The sequence below is a fragment of the Thermonema sp. genome (genome assembly GCF_026003375.1).
GTDB classification, from domain to species: domain Bacteria; phylum Bacteroidota; class Bacteroidia; order Cytophagales; family Thermonemataceae; genus Thermonema; species Thermonema rossianum.
Map to the genome: position 1 here is coordinate 893836 of NZ_BPHD01000002.1, position 18709 is coordinate 912544.

The window sequence follows — 18709 nt, forward strand, 5'->3', positions numbered from 1 at the left end:
TCGGATTATGTATGCAAAGTTATGATTTTTTATCGCTGTAGTCTTCATTTTCAATTTGCAGCTCGGCTGTTTCCATGGCTATTTCCACCACTTTGCAGCGGGGGTGCTCTTCTTTGAAGCGCTCTATTTCTTCTTGGGGCACTTGGGTATGATAGCAATAGAGAGTCCGCAGGCTGCGCAGGTTCCAGATGGGTTCCAGGGTCTTTACAGGGGTATGGCTGATGCCAAGCTCTTGCAGATAGGGTTTGCCCCGCAGGGGTTCCAGGTCGGCCACTTGTGTGCCTTGAATGTAGAGCTCTTCGATATTGCGCAGCTTCTTCAAAGGTAAAATATCACTGACCGGAGTGTATTTTAAATTGAGTACTTCCAGCTTTTCGCAATATTGCAGGGGTGTCAGGTCCTTCACCTGACAGCGGGCGGCAAACAGCTTCTGCAGGCGGCGTGTGTGTGCCAGTGCACCGATGTCTTCTATTTCCGTTTCACCGATAGCCAATATTTGCAGTTGTGGCATTTGTGTCAAAGGGCTAAGATCTTTGACTCGTGTATGGTGGAGGTAAAGCTCATGCAAGCCCCGCAGGTTACGCAAAGGCTCAATGGATTCCACGCGGGTGTGCATCAAATCCAGGTGGTAAAGATGAGGCAGGTTGCTTAGTGGTGAAAGGTCGGTTATTGCTGTGTGGGCAATAATCAAGTCTTCAAGTTCTTCAAGTACAGCTACGGGACGCAAGTCGTCCATGTCGGGGTAGGTAAGGCGCAAAGAGCGCAAGCCGGCGATGGTCATCAGGTCTTGCACTGAAGGCTCGTCTTCATCCAGCCGGATGGCTTCGCGCAAGGTGGCTTTCCAATGGCGGTCGAGCTCTTGCCACCACTTCATCAAAATCCATTGAAAATAAAACTCATCCCACAGGTCACGGTGTTTATTCAGGTCTATTTGCACCGCCACCCGTTTCCCCTGATTGTTCACTACAAAGTGAATGCCTTCAATGTGCATAGTCTTAATTTTAGTTGCAAAAAGAGCAAAATAATAAAGTAGGCAGAGAAATCGTCTGCCTACTTAAGGTACAAAAAAAGAAGTGAAAACTCAAAACAAAGAGAGGCATTAGAAGCGCTCGAAGGCTTGTGTTATGATGTTGCAAGCTTCTTCGAGCTCTTCATCACTGATTACCAGCGGCGGGGTGAAGCGAATTTTATCGCCGTGGGTAGGCTTGGCAAGCAAGCCCAAGTCTTTCAATATCAAGCAGAGGTCCCAGGCAGTGCGCCCTTCTTTCTCGTGCACTTCGATGGCATTCATCAACCCACGCCCACGCACTTCTTTGATTTTATCGGGGAAACGCTTTTGCAAATCGCGCATACGTTCACGGAAGCGTTCGCCTTGCTTACGCGCGTTTTGTGCCAGCTGTTCATCGCGCACCACCTCTAAGGCACTGATGGCCACACGGCAAGCCAAAGGGTTGCCGCCAAAGGTAGAGCCATGTTGGCCCGGACGAATCACTTCCATAATATGGTTATCTGCCAATACGGCGGAAACCGGATAAGCACCGCCGGATAAAGCCTTGCCTAAAATAAGGATGTCGGGACGCGTGTAGCTGCCGGCTTGGCGTTCGCAATGCCCTTGACAGCTACAATTGCCGCATACAGCCAATAAGCTGCCGGTACGGGCAATGCCGGTTTGTATTTCATCGGCAATGAACAACACATTGTGTTGACGGCAAAGCGCCGCTGCTTTGGCTATATAGTCATCGTCAGGGACAAACACACCTGCCTCGCCTTGTATGGGTTCCACCAGGAAGCCGGCTACGTCGGGGTCTTGAAGTGCCTTTTCGAGTGCATCCAGGTCATTATAAGGAATGCTTACGAAGCCGGGGGTGTAAGGCCCGAAATGGTTCTTGGCATCGGGGTCAGAAGAAAAAGAGATGATGGTGGTAGTGCGCCCGTGAAAGTTGTGTTCACAAACAATAATTTTGGCTTTGCCATCGGCAATGCCCTTTTTCTCATAAGCCCATTTTCGGCAGAGCTTGATGGCGGTTTCCACTGCCTCGGCACCTGTGTTCATGGGCAGTACTTTATCGAAGCCGAAGTATTGTGTTACGAACTGCTCATATTCGCCAAGGGCATCATTGTAAAAAGCACGAGAGGTGAGCGTAAGCTTTTGCGCTTGCTCTACAAGCGTTTGTATGATTTTAGGATGGCAGTGCCCCTGATTGACGGCACTGTAGGCTGCCAGAAAGTCGAAATAACGCTTGCCCTCTACATCCCACACATAAACACCTTCGCCTTTGCTTAACACTACCGGCAGAGGGTGGTAGTTGTGAGCCCCGTAGCGCTCTTCCAGTTCAAGGTATTCTTGCGTGCTGCGTTTGGTTTGCGTTGCCATGATGATTTGTATTTTTTTAAGAAAGATAGACGAAGAAGAAAATGCCGTTTTGATATTTGATAAAAGTAGTACTTTACCGTTCAAAAATAAGAAAAAACCACGAGACTGCCTATATGCTCAGGATGCGCACCAAATCAATCAACTCTTGTCTGATGGGTTTTTCTTTATGAATGGCGTCTTCAAACGGAACATGGGTGATTTCATCGTTGACGATGCCCACCATGATATTTTGCTTTCCGCTGAGCAAAGCTTCTACGGCAGCCACGCCCAAGCGGCTTGCCAAAATGCGGTCGCGGGCAGTAGGTGAGCCCCCCCTTTGGATATGCCCCAAGGTGGACACACGTATGTCGTACTTGCCTTCCAGCTGACCGGCTACTTTTGCCGCAATTTCGTGGGCATTGCCTTCCTCGTCGCCTTCGGCTACTATCACAATTGAAGAGGTTTTGGAGCGCCGCCAGCCTTGATTGATGGTTTGCACCACTTCATCGATGGTGGTAAGCGTTTCGGGTACCATGACCAGCTCGGCGCCGCCGGCTATGCCGCAGGCAATGGCAATATAGCCGGAGTCGCGCCCCATGACCTCTATAAAAAACAAACGGTCGTGTGAGTCGGCAGTATCCCGTATTTTGTCGATGGCATCCAGCGCCGTGTTGATGGCCGTATCGTACCCGATGGTGTAGTCGGTACCATAAAGGTCGTTGTCTATGGTGCCGGGAATGCCCACGGTAGGAATGCCAAACTCTTCATAAAAGACTTTGGCACCGGTAAAAGTGCCGTCGCCACCGATGGCAATAAGCCCTTCGATGCCGGCTTTTTGCAGCTGCTCAAAGGCTTTCTTGCGCCCCTCGTAGGTCATAAACTCTTTGCTGCGTGCCGACTTCAATATAGTGCCCCCTCTTTGTATGATATTGCTTACGCTGTGCGATTGCATAGGTACGAAGTGGCCGCCAATCATACCATTGTATCCACGCAGGATGCCCACTACTTCTATTTCTTTATAAATGGCAGTGCGGACCACTGCCCGTATGGCTGCATTCATGCCGGGGGCGTCGCCACCGGAAGTAAAAACACCTATTTTTTTCATACGTTTTCAGGTTTAAAATGGAATGAACTATAAGAAAAGAAAAAAGCATTACATTTGCACGCTTTCAAAACTGCTTGTAGTCATGATAAAGCCTTTTTGGGAAGATGATGAAGTTTTGGACACCTTAGCACAGCGACGGTGGGTGGTAATTGATGACGCTTTCGATGAGCGCTTCATTGAGGCCATGGAGCAGGCAGTGCCTTGGCAGGGTGCGGCATCGGACTTGTTTCACCGGGCAGCCATAGGGCGGCAGGCAGAACAACAAGTCATACGTGAAATACGCAGCGACTTCATTCATTGGCTTGACCGTGGTGACACGGAAGCCGTCATTCAATACTTTTGGCAACAAGTAGATGCCATGATGGAGGCATTTCGCCGTGCTTTTTTCTTGCCTATCAACTACTATGAGGGACATGTAGCGGTGTATCCGCCGGGTGCTTTTTACAAAAAGCATTTAGACCAGTTCGAAAAAACCTCCTATCGTCAAATAACGCTCATTCTTTACCTGAACAAAAATTGGCAAGAACAGGACGGAGGGGCTTTGAGGGTGTACGAAGCTGACGGAAGCCACACGGAGGTGCTACCTTTGGCAGGACGGGCAGTGCTTATGCAAAGTGCAGAAGTGTGGCACGAAGTGCTGCCTGCCCGGCGCACGCGCAAAAGCCTCACCGGTTGGTTTTCTTGCTTGCCCATGGAAGAGCGCTTTTTGGGTGCTTAGTTGTTGGTGTCTTCCGAAGCTTCATCCTGCGAAGGCAGGCTTTGTTTGTACTCGCAATTTTCTTTATTGCAACGTCCATACAATATCAGGGAGTGGTGCAGGATGTCAAACTGCATGATTTTTCCTACCATGTCTTGAATTTGTTGGATGCGTGGGTCACAAAACTCCAGTACACGGTGGCAGTCGGTGCAAATGAGATGGTCGTGCTGTTTATAGCCGTAGGCACGCTCATATTGCGCGGTTTGTTGCCCGAACTGATGCTTTATGACCAAGTCGCACTCTTCAAGCAAATCGAGGGTGTTGTACACCGTGGCACGGCTTACCCGGTATTGTTTGTTCTTCATGCTGATATACAAGGACTCTACGTCGAAATGCCCTTCGCGGGAATAAATTTCTTCGAGTATGGCAAAGCGTTCGGGGGTTTTTCGTAGTTGCTTGTTCTCGAGATAAGCACGAAAAATCTTTTTTACCTCTTCTATGATTTTCCGCTTTTTGTCTTGTTCTTCTGTTTTTTGTTTAGCCTTGTTCATAATCACAGGTTTTGTGTTCTGTTGAAAGAACAAAAATATAGAAAAGAAAAGTCAATTTGAGCGCACCTGTGCTTCGTCAACACTGCGTAAGTTGGTGACTTCTTCTTCCACGGTTGTGCGCATTTCCACCAAGCTGCCCGGGGTAGGAGTTTGTTTAGGATATACCAGTAAGCAGTCTTGCTGTTTGTAATGTTCCAAGACCAAACGGTCGATGTCTTTGAGCTGTGGGTAGTCGGAAATGCTGTTGCGGCGGGCACATACAAACACAAAAAGGTTATTTTCACCTGCCGCCGAAGTAAAATAAGCAATATCCTGCAAGTTTTCATGAGGTTCTACTTCTACATGCAAGGGCACGGTGGCAGCCTGTTTGTTGCCTTGTCGAAACTTATCTACCGCAAAACGGGTGGAGTGTGTGCAGTGCATGCGAATGCTCAAATCCAGCTGCTTGGCTAAGTTGTGCAACAAAGAAAGCCAATGCAAAAAGCCTTCTTCCCATTCGGCATTGGGGGGAATTATCAAGATGAGTTGTTCAAAGGTATTGAGTGCACGTTGCAATTTGCATACCCAAAGGGTCTGCTCCAAATGCGCTATTAATTCGTCTTCTATGGTGCCAAAAATACGTTCACGGGCAGTGCGCTTTCCGTGCCAGCCAATAATGACATCGCTCACCATCAACTCTTGCGAGGCGCGGATAATACCGCCTGCAATGTCTTCATGGATGCGGGTTACTACCTCTATGCTTCCTTCTTGAAGAGAAAGATATTCAGACAGCTTCCCCAAAATGTCTTCCTGCCGGTCGGCAATGGCAGCGGTTGACACTTCTTGCCGCTGGCTTTGTAAAATAGAAAGGCAGTAAACAGGGGCGCTCGATTGCCCGGGTTGTAAATAAAGCGCCAGTTGTATCAGCTTATCGGCAGTTTGAGGGTTGGCCACCGGCACCAACAGCCGCACATGGCTGTGATTATTGTGCCTTTTCATATCTGCCGGTAAAGCGCCCAGCTCTTCAACCAGCTTTTTGGCGGTCTTTTCAGTGAACAGAGAACTCACAAAGCCCGTAACCATAATCATGATGATGGTGGCATTGAGTACCGACTCATTCAGTAGTTGATTTTCAAAACCTACCAAAGCCACCGCCAGGGCTGCCGCCGCACGTGCCGTGCTTAGCCCAAACATCAGTTGGCGTTCATTGGGCGAAAACCGCAACAATTTTTGAGTGAGCCAGGCGGCCAGCCATTTCGAAGCTATGGCGATGGTCAGTATAAGCAGCAAAACCAAAACATTGTGCCAGTTGCCAAACAGCCCGCTAAACTTTACCAGCATGCCTACCGACACCAAGAAAAAAGGAATAAACAAAGCATTGCCCACAAACTCAATGCGGGTCATCAACACCGAACGGTGAGGGATTTGCGGATTCAGTGCCAAGCCGGCAAGAAAAACACCTATGATGGGTTCCATGCCGGCAAGCTCTGCCAACACGCCGCCCGAAAAAGCCATGGTGAGTATGAAAATATACTGTGCCACACCGTCTTGGCTGCCGTGATTAAAAAAATAACGGCTCAAACGCGGCATGCCCCACAGGATAAGGGCGGTGCAGGCTGCAAACAAGCCGCCCAAACGAAGCCAGAACCAATAAGAAGTGTCGCTGCCTTGCCCTTCTACGGCTGCCAGCATAAGCAACGACAGCAGTTCGGCGATGACTGTGCCACCAATGATGATGGTAACAATGCGCGACTTGTTGATACCAAAGCGGCTGACAATGGGGTAAGCCAAAAGCGTGTGCCCCCCCAAAATGCTGCCCAGCAGTAAAGAAGAAGCCGTAGAATAGCCCAGCAGGTATTTTCCTGCATAAAAACCGGCCAGTTGAGGTATCAAAAAAGTAATGCTTCCAAAGAAGAGGCTCTTGTTCCGGTTGCGTTTAAACTCGAATATATCGATTTCCAGACCAGCTAAAAACATGATATACATAAGCCCTACTTCACCAAACAAGGCAATGCTTCCTTCGCGCTCGAGCAGGTGCAGCCCATTGGGACCTACCAGGGCGCCCGTAAGAATGAGCCCCACCATGCCGGGCAGCCCTAAGCGCCGGAATATCATGGGGGCAAGCAGCATGATGAGCATCATAAGAGCAAATACAGGCACTGCCTCGTGAAGGGGCAGGTGAAGCTCAAATAAGAACATACCAGGCATTTATTTAGTGAACTGATGTCAAGCCATAAGATAGCTCAAGGTACGAATTTTATTTGTCTGTCAACAAAGGCAAATTGAGCCACCAGTCAAAAACGGCGTCGGCAATCCACCGGTAGTAGGGCGCATCGGGGTGAATGCCGTCGAGCAGCACTTGATGCAAAGTCAGCTTTTCGCGCTTCAAATGCTCTTGAAAAGCATGATGCACATCGATGCAGAGCAGGCCGCGCCCGGCACACCAGGCGGGCAATTGTTGCGCATAGGCTGCCACTCTTTCGGGGGCATACTGCAAGATAGGCGTGGGGGTAAGAAAAACCGGCTCGATGCCGGCTTGCTGCAGCCGCCCCGCCATTTGTTCAAGGTTGTGGGCATACCAAGAAAAAGGGTAGTTGCTCACAGCGTCGTTGATTCCAAAGTGAATGAAGCAAAGGTCCGGGTGCAGCTGAAGCACTTCTTCTATATGTGCCAGTGCCTGTTCGCTGCGCCAGCCGGGGTGCCCCAGGTTGATGACTTCAATAAAAGGATTGTGGTAGCGTTTTTGCCAAGCACGCTGCAACTCTTGCGGATAAGGCAAATACTGCTGCTCCGGATAGGTAGGCGCAAAACCGTAGGTAATGCTGTTCCCCCAGCACACAATACGCACACTGTCGCCTATTATCATCTTTTGCAGCACGCGATTGATGCCCCGTAGTGAGCTTGGCTCATGGGTCCATACGGCAGCCGGTGGTTGCCATTGCGGTATTTCCGGCGAAGTGGCCGGCGATTGCTTTTCGGTGTTTGACTTTTTGTTCGGCGAGCAAGAAACCGGCCCGAAACACCAACACAACCAACACAAGCCTATGTAGATTGATGTGCGAGCCATTGTTTGCTGAATTGCTGTACTTCGGGAAAGAAAGCGAAAAAGTCATTTTTCAATGCTTCGTAGTGTGGTTCTATGTCGCGGATGGCTACAGACAGGCGGTTGGCATACCGGCTGCGCCGCCCGGTGCCTTCGAGTGCACGGTGCAGCCCTTCGCGCCGGCGGTACTCATACAGCCAGTTTTGCTTTTTCATATAGGGAAAAAAGTGCTGCACACGGGGCGGCATATAAGCGGCAAATGAATCTATGATTGCATACACTTCTTGGGTATAATGCCACAAAGAGCGCTTGAAGAGTTGTTCGAAGTGCGCCGCCAAAAAATGGTCATAGACCAAGTCCACGACAACAGCTGCATAATGCTTTTGTGTAGCCCATAGCAACGATTTGCTATGGTGCACCAGCGGATGCGCATCGGTGTAGGTGTCAATGGCACGGTGTAGCTGAATGCCCCGCAGCATACGGAGAGGATAGCCGGAAGTCGCCCTGCCTCGTACGCTGTCGGCAATGAAGTTACCAAATAAAACTTCGGGGTCTTTGCCCGAGAGCACACAATGCGCCAAGTAGTTCATAGTGCTGCCTGTAGAATGCGAAAAAGATACACATTATTTTTTGCATCTCAAGGATAGTTTTTGTTGATTAGCGAATATTCGCTAAATGCTTTGCTTTATGCTTGTCATCATTGATTTCGATAGTACTTTTACGCGGGTGGAAGGTTTGGATTTGCTTGCCGAAATAGCCTTGCTGGACCATCCTGAAAAAGAAGAGCGCTTGCGCACCATCCGGCAAATTACCGAGCAGGGCATGAATGGCGAGCTTTCCTTTGCGGTATCTTTGAAAGAACGTTTGGCTTTGATTCGCCCCCATCGTCGCCATATTGAGTGCTTGGTAGAGCGCTTGAAAGAAGAAGTAAGTCCTTCTTTCCGTCGAAATGAGCGTTTTTTTCAAGAATATGGGCAGAACATACGCATTATATCCAGTGGCTTCCGGGAATTCATAGAGCCGGTGGTGGCTACCTTGGGCATCCGTCCCGAGCAGGTCTTTGCCAACCGTTTTCTTTTTGATTCGGAAGGCTATGTTACGGGTTATGACGAAAGCATACCTTTGGCACATGACCGGGGGAAGGTGAAGCTGTTGCAGTCGTGGCAGCTGCCCGACGAAGAAGTATATGTGATAGGCGACGGTTATACAGACTACGAAATTAAAGCAGCCGGTTTAGCCAATGCCTTTTATGCCTTTGCCGAGAATGTGCAACGCGAAAAAGTGTTGGCTCATGCCGATGCTGTTTTGCCCGCCTTAGATGAATTTTTATACAGACATAAATTGCCTATGAAATTTTCATATCCGAAGAATCGCATTAAAGTATTGTTGCTCGAAGGGGTGCATCCCATAGCAGTGGATATCTTTCAGAAAGAAGGCTATCAGGTGGAGCGCCTTGCCACTGCACTTGATGAACAAGAGCTAAAAGAGCGGATAGGGGAGGTCTCTATTTTGGGAATTCGTTCCAAAACGCAACTGACAGCCGGCGTGCTGGCGCATGCCAAGCGCTTGATGGCCGTGGGGGCTTTTTGTATAGGCACCAACCAAATCGATTTGGACTATTGCACTAAGCGGGGCATCGCTGTTTTCAATGCGCCCTACAGCAATACACGCAGTGTGGTAGAGCTGGCTATTGGCGAAATGATTATGCTGATGCGCGGTATTCCTGATAAAAACAAAGCCGCACATGCCGGTCGCTGGATGAAGTCGGCTAAAAACAGCCACGAAATACGGGGCAAAAAGCTGGGCATTGTGGGCTATGGCAATATTGGGGCGCAGTTGTCGGTGCTTGCCGAAGCCTTGGGGATGGAAGTGTATTTCTATGATATTGTGGATAAGTTGGCTTTGGGCAATGCCAAAGCTTGCAGCAGCTTGGACGAGCTGCTGGCTGTTGCCGACATTGTAAGCCTGCATGTGGACGGGCGCCCCGAAAACCGGAACATGATAGACGCAGCAGCCATTGCCAAGATGAAAGACGGCGCTATTTTGTTGAACCTGAGCCGTGGTTTTGTGGTCGATGTCGATGCGCTGGCTGATGCCATACGCACCGGCAAGCTGCGGGGGGCAGCCGTGGATGTGTTCCCCGAAGAGCCTAAGTCGAACGAAGAGCCGTTTGTGTCGGTGCTGCAAGGGCTGCCCAATGTGATTTTGACGCCCCACATAGGCGGAAGCACACAAGAGGCACAGGAAAATATAGGCAACTTCGTGCCGGGAAAAATCATCGACTATGTGAATACAGGGAGCACCTATGGCAGTGTGAACCTGCCCAATCTACAGCTGCCTGCCCAACAACAAGCCCATCGCTTGTTACATATTCACCACAATGTGCCCGGTATTTTGGCACAAATCAACGGTATTTTAGCCAAGCACGAAGCCAACATTTTGGGACAATATTTAAAAACCAACGAGCAAATTGGCTATGTAATCACCGACATAGACAAAGACTATAACCAGGCACTTATCAACGAGCTGAAAGCCATTCCGCAAACCATTCGCTTCCGTGTGCTCTACTAAAAAGCGTTCAGTCTTCCGGCGCGAGCTGGCGCTGTATTTTACCGCGCAGATGTTTTACAGCCGTTTGCCCGTGCCTGCGGGCATGGCAAGCCATGATCCACTGCTTTTAAGTGAAGCAACGCGCTATTTCCCATTGGTAGGGGCGCTGGTGGCGCTTTTGAGCATTGGCACCGGCTGGATGCTTTATTTACTTACTTCGCATGCCGGCGTGGCGGCACTGCTTGCCTTGTTGTTTTCCGTGTGGCTGACGGGCGCTTTTCATGAAGATGGGCTGGCAGATGCCTGTGACGGCTTCGGCGGGGGATGGCAGGCGCAGCAAATCCTTGAAATTATGAAAGACAGCCGTCTGGGTACCTACGGTGCCGTGGGTTTATGGGGAGGACTTTCGTTGCGCTGGGTGCTGCTGTGGCAGTTGCTGGAACAAGGCATGTTGCTGTTTGCCGGCGGGGCGATGGCTGCCTTTGTGCTGAGCCGTTGGGCAGCCGTGTGCACCATCAAAACAGGTGTATATGCCCGGATGGATGCCACCGGTAAAGTGAAACCGGTAGCCAAAGGACTTAGTACAACCGGTTTTTATGTCGCCTGTGCCATTACCTTCATGCTGGCAGTTGCAGGCATGGGGTATATGGCATTGCCCGCCGCCGCTTTGGTTTACCTTACTCAACTGTGGATGTACCGTTATTTTAAAAGCAAAGTTGGTGGTTATACGGGCGATTGCCTGGGGGCTATTCAGCAAATAAGCGAATGCGTGACGTTGCTTTTCTTTTTGGCTTCTCTGCGTTGCCTGTAGGCTGCGGGCCGGAATCAAGGCCTGTCTTGTGGCTTTTTTGTGGAAAAAATTGAAATATTTTTCTAAATTCAAAGCATTGATAACCAAACATCTGTTTCCTATGAAAAAACACTTACTCATCCTAAGTTTGACGCTGCTCTTGTGCGGCACTGCTGCCTTTGCACAAGATGTGCCCTTTTTTGATTTGGGACTTAAATTAGGCGCCAACGGCACCTCTTTTTCGCAGCTGCCCGAAGACGGCTACGACTTTTCGAAGGAAAGCATGAAAATAGGCATCACCGGCGGGCTGTGGGCACGCATCAATGTGCCGGCTACCGGTTTGCATATTCAGCCGGAGTTGGTGTATGCACAGTATGCAGCAGCCTTTAAAGACAAGACATCGGACGGCAGAGCTACACAAAAGATACAAGCCATCGATTTTGGTTTGTTGGTGGGCTACCGGGTAGGGTTAGGTCCTCTGGGGGCACGCTTGCAGGTAGGTCCCGTGTTGACCACCCCACTCAGCAGAGAGTTGGAGATAGAAGACCCCAACTTCCCTACTTTTAGTATAGACATAGAAAAGCAGTCGCTTTGGTCTTTGCAGTTTGGTTTAGGTGCCGACATTAGCCGTTTAAGCCTGGATTTGCGCTACCAACTGGGCTTGACTGAACAACAATTTACCCCCACTGACTCACAGGCCACCTTCTCTCCTGACAAACCTTACAAGCAATCCAGTATAGTATTTACTTTAGGCATAAAGCTTTTATAAGTTTTGTGCGCACCCGGCTGCGGCAAACAGATGGGACTTCTGTGCACAGAAGTCCCATTTTTTATGCTTGCTGTGAATACCTTGGCTTACTCTTTAACTACTTATTGCTCAATATTTTTTGTAATAACTAATTATTCACCTAAATTTGCCATCCGAATGCCTAAGGAATTCAAATTTTAATGATAGCTATAATCTTAGCAAGCAATGGCAAATAAAGGTACAATAGTTCAAATCATTGGTCCTGTTGTGGACGTGAGCTTCTCGGCTGAGGGCTCTAAACTGCCTGATATCTTAAACGCTTTGGAAGTAACCAAGCCGAATGGGCAGAAAGTAATTTTAGAGTGTCAGCAGCATTTGGGTGAAGACCGCGTGCGTACTATCGCTATGGACAGTACCGACGGTCTGCAACGTGGCATGGAAGTCATAGACTTGGGTGGCCCCATTCAAATGCCTGTGGGACAAGAGGTGCGCGGCCGTTTGTTCAACGTGGTAGGTGAAGCCATCGACGGCATCGACCAGCCTCAAACCCAAAAAGGACGCTCTATCCACGCTTCGGCGCCCAAATACGAAGACTTGGCTACTTCTACCGAAGTACTCTATACAGGTATCAAGGTGATTGACCTGCTCGAGCCCTACGTAAAAGGGGGTAAAACAGGTCTCTTCGGTGGTGCCGGTGTAGGCAAGACCGTATTGATTATGGAGCTCATCAACAACATCGCCAAGGCATACTCCGGTATGTCTGTATTTGCCGGTGTGGGTGAGCGTACCCGTGAAGGTAACGACCTGTTGCGCGAAATGCTCGAGTCAGGCGTTATCCGCTATGGCGAGGCTTTCTTGAAGGATATGGAAGAAGGCGGCTGGGACCTCAGCAAGGTGGACAAAGCCGAGTTGGCTAAGTCACAAGCTACCTTGGTATTCGGTCAGATGAACGAACCTCCCGGAGCCCGTGCACGTGTTGCCCTTTCCGGTCTGGCTATTGCCGAATACTTCCGTGATGGTGAAGGCGAAGGCAAAGGAAACGACATCCTCTTCTTTATTGACAATATTTTCCGTTTCACGCAGGCCGGCTCGGAAGTGTCGGCTCTCTTGGGACGTATGCCCTCAGCCGTGGGTTACCAGCCCACTTTGGCTACTGAGATGGGTGCCATGCAGGAACGAATCACCTCTACCAAGCGTGGCTCTATCACTTCGGTACAGGCTGTGTACGTACCGGCTGACGACTTGACGGACCCCGCACCGGCTACTACCTTTACCCACTTGGATGCTACTACCGTATTGTCGCGTAAAATTGCCGAGTTGGGTATCTATCCGGCTGTGGACCCGCTGGATTCTACTTCGCGCATCTTGACGCCGGACATCGTAGGTGAAGAGCACTACGAAACGGCACAGCGCGTGAAAGAAATTCTGCAGCGCTACAAGGAACTGCAGGACATCATCGCCATCTTGGGTATGGACGAGCTGTCGGAAGAAGACAAATTGGTGGTACACCGTGCACGCCGTGTGCAGCGCTTCTTGTCGCAGCCTTTCCACGTAGCCGAGCAGTTTACCGGTATCCCGGGTGAGTTCGTAGATATCAAGGATACCATCAAAGGCTTCAAGATGATTCTGAACGGTGAGCTGGACCACCTGCCTGAGGCTGCCTTCAACTTGAAAGGTACCATTGAGCAGGCCATCGAAGCCGGCGAAAGAATGTTGGCAGAAGCCAAGAAAAAATAAAAATCATCAGTCATCAGAAGCCGGCGGCTTGCCTCACTTGAAGGCAGAGCCGCCCGGTTTTTCAAAAATATAGCCCTATGTTGCACTTAGAAATCATTACTCCTGATAAAGCCGTTTTCTCAGGTGAAGTGGACACGGTATTTGTGCCCGGCACCAAAGGGGCTTTTCAAGTGCTGAAAAACCACGCGCCCATCATTTCTACTTTGGGCAAAGGTGAGGTGCGCTATCGAGTAGCCTCAAAAGAAGTGGCCTTTCTGGTGGAAGGCGGAGTGGTAGAGGTTGCCCAAAATAAAGTGCGTGTTTTGGTGGAGCGCATCTTGGAAGAAGCTTAATGGCTAAATAATAGACATCCTGAAAGTGCCGTCCGGAAGGGTGGCACTTTTTTTATTCCATCACTATACTTATCTTTCTTTCTGTTTAAAAACTCCAAACTATGCGGCAGCGTTTGCTTTCTTTAGTCCGGAATTTCTATGTGCTTGTAGGGGGAAGCTTCGTTCTGTGGATGCTCTTTTTCGATAGCAACGACTTGATTACGCAGTGGAAGCGGAAGCGTGAAATAGAGCAATTGGAACGCCAGCGTCAATATTACTTAGAAGCAATAGAGATTATCAAAGAAGAGCGCCGGGCATTGGAGAGCGACCCCACTTTACTCGAAAAGTTTGCCCGGGAAAAATATTATATGCATCGCCCTCAAGAAGATGTGTTCATTTTGCAAACAAATGAAGATGAGTAAATAAAAAAGCCCCCTTTTGATGAAAGAGGGCTTTCCAACAAGTTTGCTTTTTATGTTATGAATGAATGGGCAGCACTTTGGCTTTGAAGTATTCCAGCGTGCGACGCAGCCCTTCGGAGCGCCCTATTTTAGGTTCCCATCCCAATATTTCACGGGCTTTGGTGATATCGGGGCGACGTTGCTTGGGGTCATCTTGTGGCAATGGCTGATAGCTGATTTTTGACCGGCTGCCTGTCAATCGAATAATTTCTTCGGCAAACTCCTTGATGGTGATTTCTTCGGGGTTGCCTATGTTCACAGGATAGGGGTAGTCCGACATCAACAAACGGAATATACCCTCAATCAAATCATCTACATAACAGAACGAGCGGGTTTGTGAACCGTCGCCAAAGACGGTGAGGTCTTCACCACGCAATGCCTGACTCATGAAAGCAGGCAACACACGTCCATCATCTAAGCGCATGCGCGGACCATAGGTATTGAAGATACGCACGATGCGTGTTTCCAAGCCATGCACCCGGTGATAAGCCATGGTAATGGCTTCTTGGTAGCGCTTGGCTTCGTCATATACGCCCCGTGGTCCTATGGGGTTCACGTGCCCCCAGTATTCTTCCGATTGCGGATGCACTTCCGGGTCGCCATATACTTCAGAAGTGGAAGCCACCAAAATGCGGGCTTTTTTGGCTTTTGCCAATCCCAGCAGATTGTGCGTGCCCATGGCACCCACTTTGAGGGTTTGGATGGGCAGCTTTAAATAATCTATTGGGCTTGCCGGTGAGGCAAAGTGAAGAATATAGTGCAATTCACCCGGTACGTGCACAAACTTCGATACGTCGTGGTGGTAAAACTCAAAATGAGGGTTGGGGAAAAGGTGCTCTATGTTTTCCAAATTACCGGTCAGCAGGTTGTCCATACCTATGACATGAAAGCCCTCCATCAGGAAGCGGTCGCAGAGGTGAGATCCCAAAAAGCCGGCAGCGCCGGTAATTAATACACGTTTTTTCATGGTATTTTGAGAGTTTCCGGTGATAAAAAAGAACCGTCGCCGGGCAAGAATTGCCGGCGACGACCATACGCTTATGCTTGCATTTCTGCTTGTGTGACTTTCTCTCTGCCTATGCTCACATAGTGGAAGCCCAGCTCTGCCATTTGAGCAGGCTCGTAAAGGTTGCGCCCATCGAAAATGGCTTTGTTTTTTAATAATTGACTCACCACTTCAAAATCGGGCGTGCGGAACACGGGCCACTCGGTCATGATCATAAGAGCATCGGCATTGACCAAAGCGCCATAAGGGCTTTCGGCATACTCGATTTGGTTGCCCAGCACCTTTTTTACATTTTCCATGGCTTCCGGGTCATATGCCTTGACGGTAGCGCCTTCCTGCAACAAAATTTTGATGTTTTCCAGAGCAGGTGCTTCGCGTATATCGTCGGTGTAAGGTTTAAAAGACAGCCCCCACACGGCAATGCGCTTACCTTGCAAGCTGCCGCCAAAAAACTCTTTCAAGGCAGGGATAAGCTTGGTTTTTTGCTCTTGGTTCACCTGCATGACCGCTTTTAGAATGCGGAAGTCATAATCGTTTTCTTCTGCTGTTTTTGCCAATGCCTGCACGTCTTTGGGGAAGCAGCTGCCGCCATAGCCAATGCCCGCAAAAAGGAAACGCTTGCCTATGCGGGAGTCGGTACCTATGCCACGGCGCACGTCATCTACATTGGCACCTACGCGCTCACACAAGTTGGCTATTTCGTTCATGAAGGTAATTTTGGTAGCCAAGAAAGCATTGGCAGCATATTTGGTCATTTCTGCCGAGCGCTCATCCATAAACAAAATAGGGTTGCCTTGGCGCACCATGGGGGCATACAGTTGCTCCATGATTTTGCGTGCGCGTTCCGAGCGGGTACCTACTACCACACGTTCCGGCTTCATAAAGTCTTCTACAGCCACACCTTCGCGCAAAAATTCCGGGTTCGAAACCACATCGAACTCCACCTTGGCATGGCGGGCAATGCGTTCGCGTACCAGCTCGGCAGTACCCACCGGCACGGTACTCTTATCAACAACAACGGTATAGTCTTCCAATAGGGGACCCAGTTCTTCTGCTACTTGAAGGATATACTTCAAATCTGCCGAACCATCTTCGCCGGGCGGGGTAGGCAGCGCCAAAAAGATAACTTTTGCGCCTTTGATACCCTCGGCCAAATGAGTGGTGAACTTTAAGCGTCCTTGTTGAATATTGCGCTCGAAGAGCACATCCAAGCCCGGTTCGTAGATAGTAACAATGCCGCTTTGCAGCTTTTTTACTTTTTCTTCGTCTATATCGACGCAGGTAACCGTGTTGCCTGTTTCGGCAAAACAGGTGCCTGTTACCAAGCCGACATAACCGGTACCGATAACTGCTATTTTCATGTGAATATGGGGTTTAGAAATTGAATGAGTGTATAGTCTTTCTGAAAATCAATGGAACACAAAGATATGGTTTCTTGCAGTATGCATCAAATTTTGTGCCTATCCGTAGGATAAAAGCAGGTTTTGTATCTTTGTGAAGCATAAAATCGACGGATTATGACCCTACACACAGTACGTACTGTCGTTGGCATATTGGTTTTGAGCTTAATAACCTTCTGGGGTCAGGCACAAAACAGCATAAAACTGAAAAGACGCCAACTGACGCCGGGCATTAGTATGTTAGTGCCTGTGGATTTTCAGCCGATGTCCGATGACTTTTTGGCGCAGAAGTATGCTTACTTCCGCAAGCCCACGGTGATGCTTTCCGACCCCTACGGAAACATCGACTTGGGGGTAAACATTACGGAAAAGTATTGGCCTCAGGAAGATATCGCTTTACTGAAAGATATTTACAAGGCCACCTTGGCAGCGCTTTACACTCAAATTCATTTTCATAAAGAAGCGGTAGAGCAAATCAAGCGCCGCACCTATGTGATTTTGGAATTTGACGCCATACTGGCCGATGAAGAAGACGAAAAATCAGCCATAGGAGTAAGCAAGCCCCCCGTAAAGCGCTACTACTACATGATGTACACGGTGGTGGATAACCGCATTGTGGTGTTTAATTTCAATGCCCCCATTCATGAAAAGGTGCGTTGGCAGCCTATTGCCGACAAAATTATGCACTCGGTGAAGCTGAAAAACATTCAGTTGCCGGTAGAAAAAGCGCCGGAGCCCGATGTACCACCCACTCCCCCGGTAAGCCGATGATGCTTGATGATGCCTATTTCATGCGTATAGCCTTGCAAGAAGCTCAAAAAGCCTATGAGCAAGGCGAAATCCCTGTGGGCGCTGTGTTGGTGCACGAAAAAAAGTTGATTGCCAAGGCGCATAATCAAACTGAGCGCCTGTTGGATGTAACCGCCCATGCCGAAATTCTGTGCATTACGGCAGCGGCGCAGGCTTTGGGCGGCAAGTATCTGCCCGATTGCACTTTGTACGTGACCTTGGAGCCCTGTGCCATGTGTGCAGGCGCACTGGCCTGGGCGCAGCTGGGCAGATTGGTGTTTGCTGCTTCCGATGAGAAGCGGGGATACCGGCGCCATGCCCCCAATATCTTGCATCCTAAAACACAAGTAGAAGCAGGATTATTGGCCGAAGAAGCAGCAGCTCTTATAAAGGACTTTTTCAAGAAGCTTAGAAACTAAATCAAAAAAAGCTTGTTATATTTATAACAACTCACTATTTAAAACTTTCATGTTTCACAAAAAACAGCATAAACTATGGCATTTGAACAAGTAAAACTTCCTTATGCAGAAGATGCTCTGGAGCCCTACATCGATGCGCAAACCATGAATCTGCACTACACCAAGCACCATGCCGGTTACACCGCCAAGCTGAACGATGCGGTAAAAGGTACTGCCTTAGAGGGCATGAGCATTGAAGATATTTTCAAAAATGTAAGCAAGCACCCTGTGGCTGTTCGCAACAACGGTGGCGGCTTCTACAACCACAACCTCTATTGGCAAATCATGAGCCCGAAAGGTGGTGAATTGAAAGGCAATGTGGTGGAAGCCATCAAGAAAAAATGGGGCAACTTCGATGCCTTCAAAGCAGAATTTAGCCAGGCAGCTGCCGGCGTATTCGGCTCGGGCTGGGCATGGCTCATCGTAAAAGACGGCGAGCTTTTGATTACTCAAACCCCCAACCAAGACAACCCATTGATGGATGTGGCGCCGGTGCAAGGTGTGCCTGTTTTAGGTATTGACGTATGGGAACATGCTTACTATTTGAAGTATCAGAACCGCCGTCCCGAGTATATCGAGGCGTTCTATAATGTTATCAACTGGGAAAAAGTGAATGAGTTTTATGAATTAGCCATTCGCTAATTGTCATTTGCTGTAAAATAAAAGAGGCGTGTGGAAGAAATTACCACACGCTTTTTTTATGGGGATGGATATGCAAAAAGCCTTCAAAT

19 protein-coding genes are annotated in these 18709 nt (G+C 49.2%); 10 read left to right on the forward strand and 9 right to left on the reverse strand.

Going from position 1 to position 18709, the window contains the following annotated elements:
• Positions 1-19: 19 nt before the first annotated feature.
• The 3 genes from QVE43_RS09065 to pfkA all read right to left on the reverse strand — a co-directional run bounded on the left by QVE43_RS09065 (position 20) and on the right by pfkA (position 3458).
• A complete protein-coding gene (locus QVE43_RS09065; protein ID WP_288006292.1) occupies positions 20-991 on the reverse strand; it encodes a leucine-rich repeat domain-containing protein in 972 nt (323 codons plus the stop codon).
• 108 nt (positions 992-1099) lie between these two features.
• Positions 1100-2374, reverse strand: coding sequence for an ornithine--oxo-acid transaminase (gene rocD / locus QVE43_RS09070; RefSeq protein ID WP_288006294.1), 1275 nt, complete (start codon positions 2372-2374; stop codon positions 1100-1102).
• A 109-nt stretch (positions 2375-2483) separates the two neighbouring features.
• A complete protein-coding gene (pfkA, locus tag QVE43_RS09075; RefSeq protein ID WP_288006296.1) occupies positions 2484-3458 on the reverse strand; it encodes a 6-phosphofructokinase in 975 nt (324 codons plus the stop codon).
• 82 nt (positions 3459-3540) lie between these two features.
• Between pfkA and QVE43_RS09080 the strand changes: the two genes are divergently transcribed.
• A complete protein-coding gene (locus QVE43_RS09080; protein WP_288006299.1) occupies positions 3541-4176 on the forward strand; it encodes a 2OG-Fe(II) oxygenase in 636 nt (211 codons plus the stop codon).
• Here QVE43_RS09080 and QVE43_RS09085 read toward each other — a convergent pair.
• Genes QVE43_RS09085 through QVE43_RS09100 form a run of 4 tightly spaced genes read right to left on the reverse strand, consistent with a single transcriptional unit; the run spans position 4173 to position 8318 of the window.
• Complete coding sequence (locus QVE43_RS09085) at positions 4173-4706, reverse strand: Fur family transcriptional regulator (RefSeq protein WP_288006301.1); 534 nt, start codon at positions 4704-4706, stop codon at positions 4173-4175. The genes QVE43_RS09080 and QVE43_RS09085 overlap by 4 nt on opposite strands.
• A gap of 51 nt (positions 4707-4757) precedes the next feature.
• Positions 4758-6884: a cation:proton antiporter gene (locus tag QVE43_RS09090; protein WP_288006303.1), complete on the reverse strand. Its 2127-nt coding sequence runs from the start codon at positions 6882-6884 to the stop codon at positions 4758-4760.
• Positions 6885-6942: 58 nt separating this feature from the next.
• Entirely contained in the window at positions 6943-7752 is an 810-nt protein-coding gene (locus QVE43_RS09095) for an SGNH/GDSL hydrolase family protein (protein ID WP_288006306.1), read from the reverse strand.
• Positions 7728-8318, reverse strand: a complete 591-nt coding sequence (locus QVE43_RS09100) for an ACP phosphodiesterase (protein WP_288006308.1) — start codon at positions 8316-8318, stop codon at positions 7728-7730. Before QVE43_RS09100 ends, QVE43_RS09095 begins: the two co-directional genes overlap by 25 nt.
• Before the next feature lie 97 nt (positions 8319-8415).
• Between QVE43_RS09100 and serA the strand changes: the two genes are divergently transcribed.
• The 6 genes from serA (at position 8416) to QVE43_RS09130 (ending at position 14286) form a co-directional block, all read left to right on the forward strand.
• Positions 8416-10299, forward strand: coding sequence for a phosphoglycerate dehydrogenase (gene serA, locus QVE43_RS09105; protein ID WP_288006311.1), 1884 nt, complete (start codon positions 8416-8418; stop codon positions 10297-10299).
• Positions 10286-11089, forward strand: a complete 804-nt coding sequence (locus QVE43_RS09110) for an adenosylcobinamide-GDP ribazoletransferase (protein WP_288006313.1) — start codon at positions 10286-10288, stop codon at positions 11087-11089. Before serA ends, QVE43_RS09110 begins: the two co-directional genes overlap by 14 nt.
• A 100-nt stretch (positions 11090-11189) precedes the next feature.
• Complete coding sequence (locus QVE43_RS09115; RefSeq protein WP_288006316.1) at positions 11190-11837, forward strand: porin family protein; 648 nt, start codon at positions 11190-11192, stop codon at positions 11835-11837.
• 204 nt (positions 11838-12041) lie between these two features.
• Positions 12042-13553 (forward strand): F0F1 ATP synthase subunit beta, encoded by a 1512-nt coding sequence (gene atpD / locus QVE43_RS09120; RefSeq protein WP_288006319.1) that lies wholly within the window; start codon positions 12042-12044, stop codon positions 13551-13553.
• A gap of 80 nt (positions 13554-13633) precedes the next feature.
• Entirely contained in the window at positions 13634-13885 is a 252-nt protein-coding gene (gene atpC, locus QVE43_RS09125) for an ATP synthase F1 subunit epsilon (protein WP_038031406.1), read from the forward strand.
• Between the two features lie 101 nt (positions 13886-13986).
• Positions 13987-14286 carry a septum formation initiator family protein gene (locus QVE43_RS09130; RefSeq protein WP_038031296.1) on the forward strand — a complete coding sequence of 100 codons (300 nt, stop codon included), beginning with the start codon at positions 13987-13989 and terminating at the stop codon, positions 14284-14286.
• A gap of 55 nt (positions 14287-14341) precedes the next feature.
• Here the strand turns inward: QVE43_RS09130 and QVE43_RS09135 are convergent, their stop codons facing one another.
• Both QVE43_RS09135 and QVE43_RS09140 read right to left on the reverse strand, forming a co-directional pair.
• A complete protein-coding gene (locus QVE43_RS09135; protein WP_038031408.1) occupies positions 14342-15292 on the reverse strand; it encodes a UDP-glucuronic acid decarboxylase family protein in 951 nt (316 codons plus the stop codon).
• A gap of 71 nt (positions 15293-15363) precedes the next feature.
• Positions 15364-16692 (reverse strand): UDP-glucose/GDP-mannose dehydrogenase family protein, encoded by a 1329-nt coding sequence (locus QVE43_RS09140; protein WP_288006323.1) that lies wholly within the window; start codon positions 16690-16692, stop codon positions 15364-15366.
• A 156-nt stretch (positions 16693-16848) separates the two neighbouring features.
• On the opposite strand from QVE43_RS09140, the gene QVE43_RS09145 reads away from it, so the two are divergent.
• The 3 genes from QVE43_RS09145 (at position 16849) to QVE43_RS09155 (ending at position 18620) form a co-directional block, all read left to right on the forward strand.
• The gene (locus tag QVE43_RS09145; protein ID WP_288006326.1) at positions 16849-17502 is read left to right on the forward strand and encodes a hypothetical protein; all 654 of its coding nucleotides are present in this window, start codon (positions 16849-16851) and stop codon (positions 17500-17502) included.
• Positions 17502-17939: a nucleoside deaminase gene (locus QVE43_RS09150; protein ID WP_288006523.1), complete on the forward strand. Its 438-nt coding sequence runs from the start codon at positions 17502-17504 to the stop codon at positions 17937-17939. Before QVE43_RS09145 ends, QVE43_RS09150 begins: the two co-directional genes overlap by 1 nt.
• Positions 17940-18014: 75 nt before the next feature.
• On the forward strand, positions 18015-18620 hold the full coding sequence (locus tag QVE43_RS09155) for a superoxide dismutase (protein ID WP_288006328.1): 606 nt from the start codon (positions 18015-18017) through the stop codon (positions 18618-18620).
• The last annotated feature ends 89 nt before the right edge of the window (positions 18621-18709 follow it).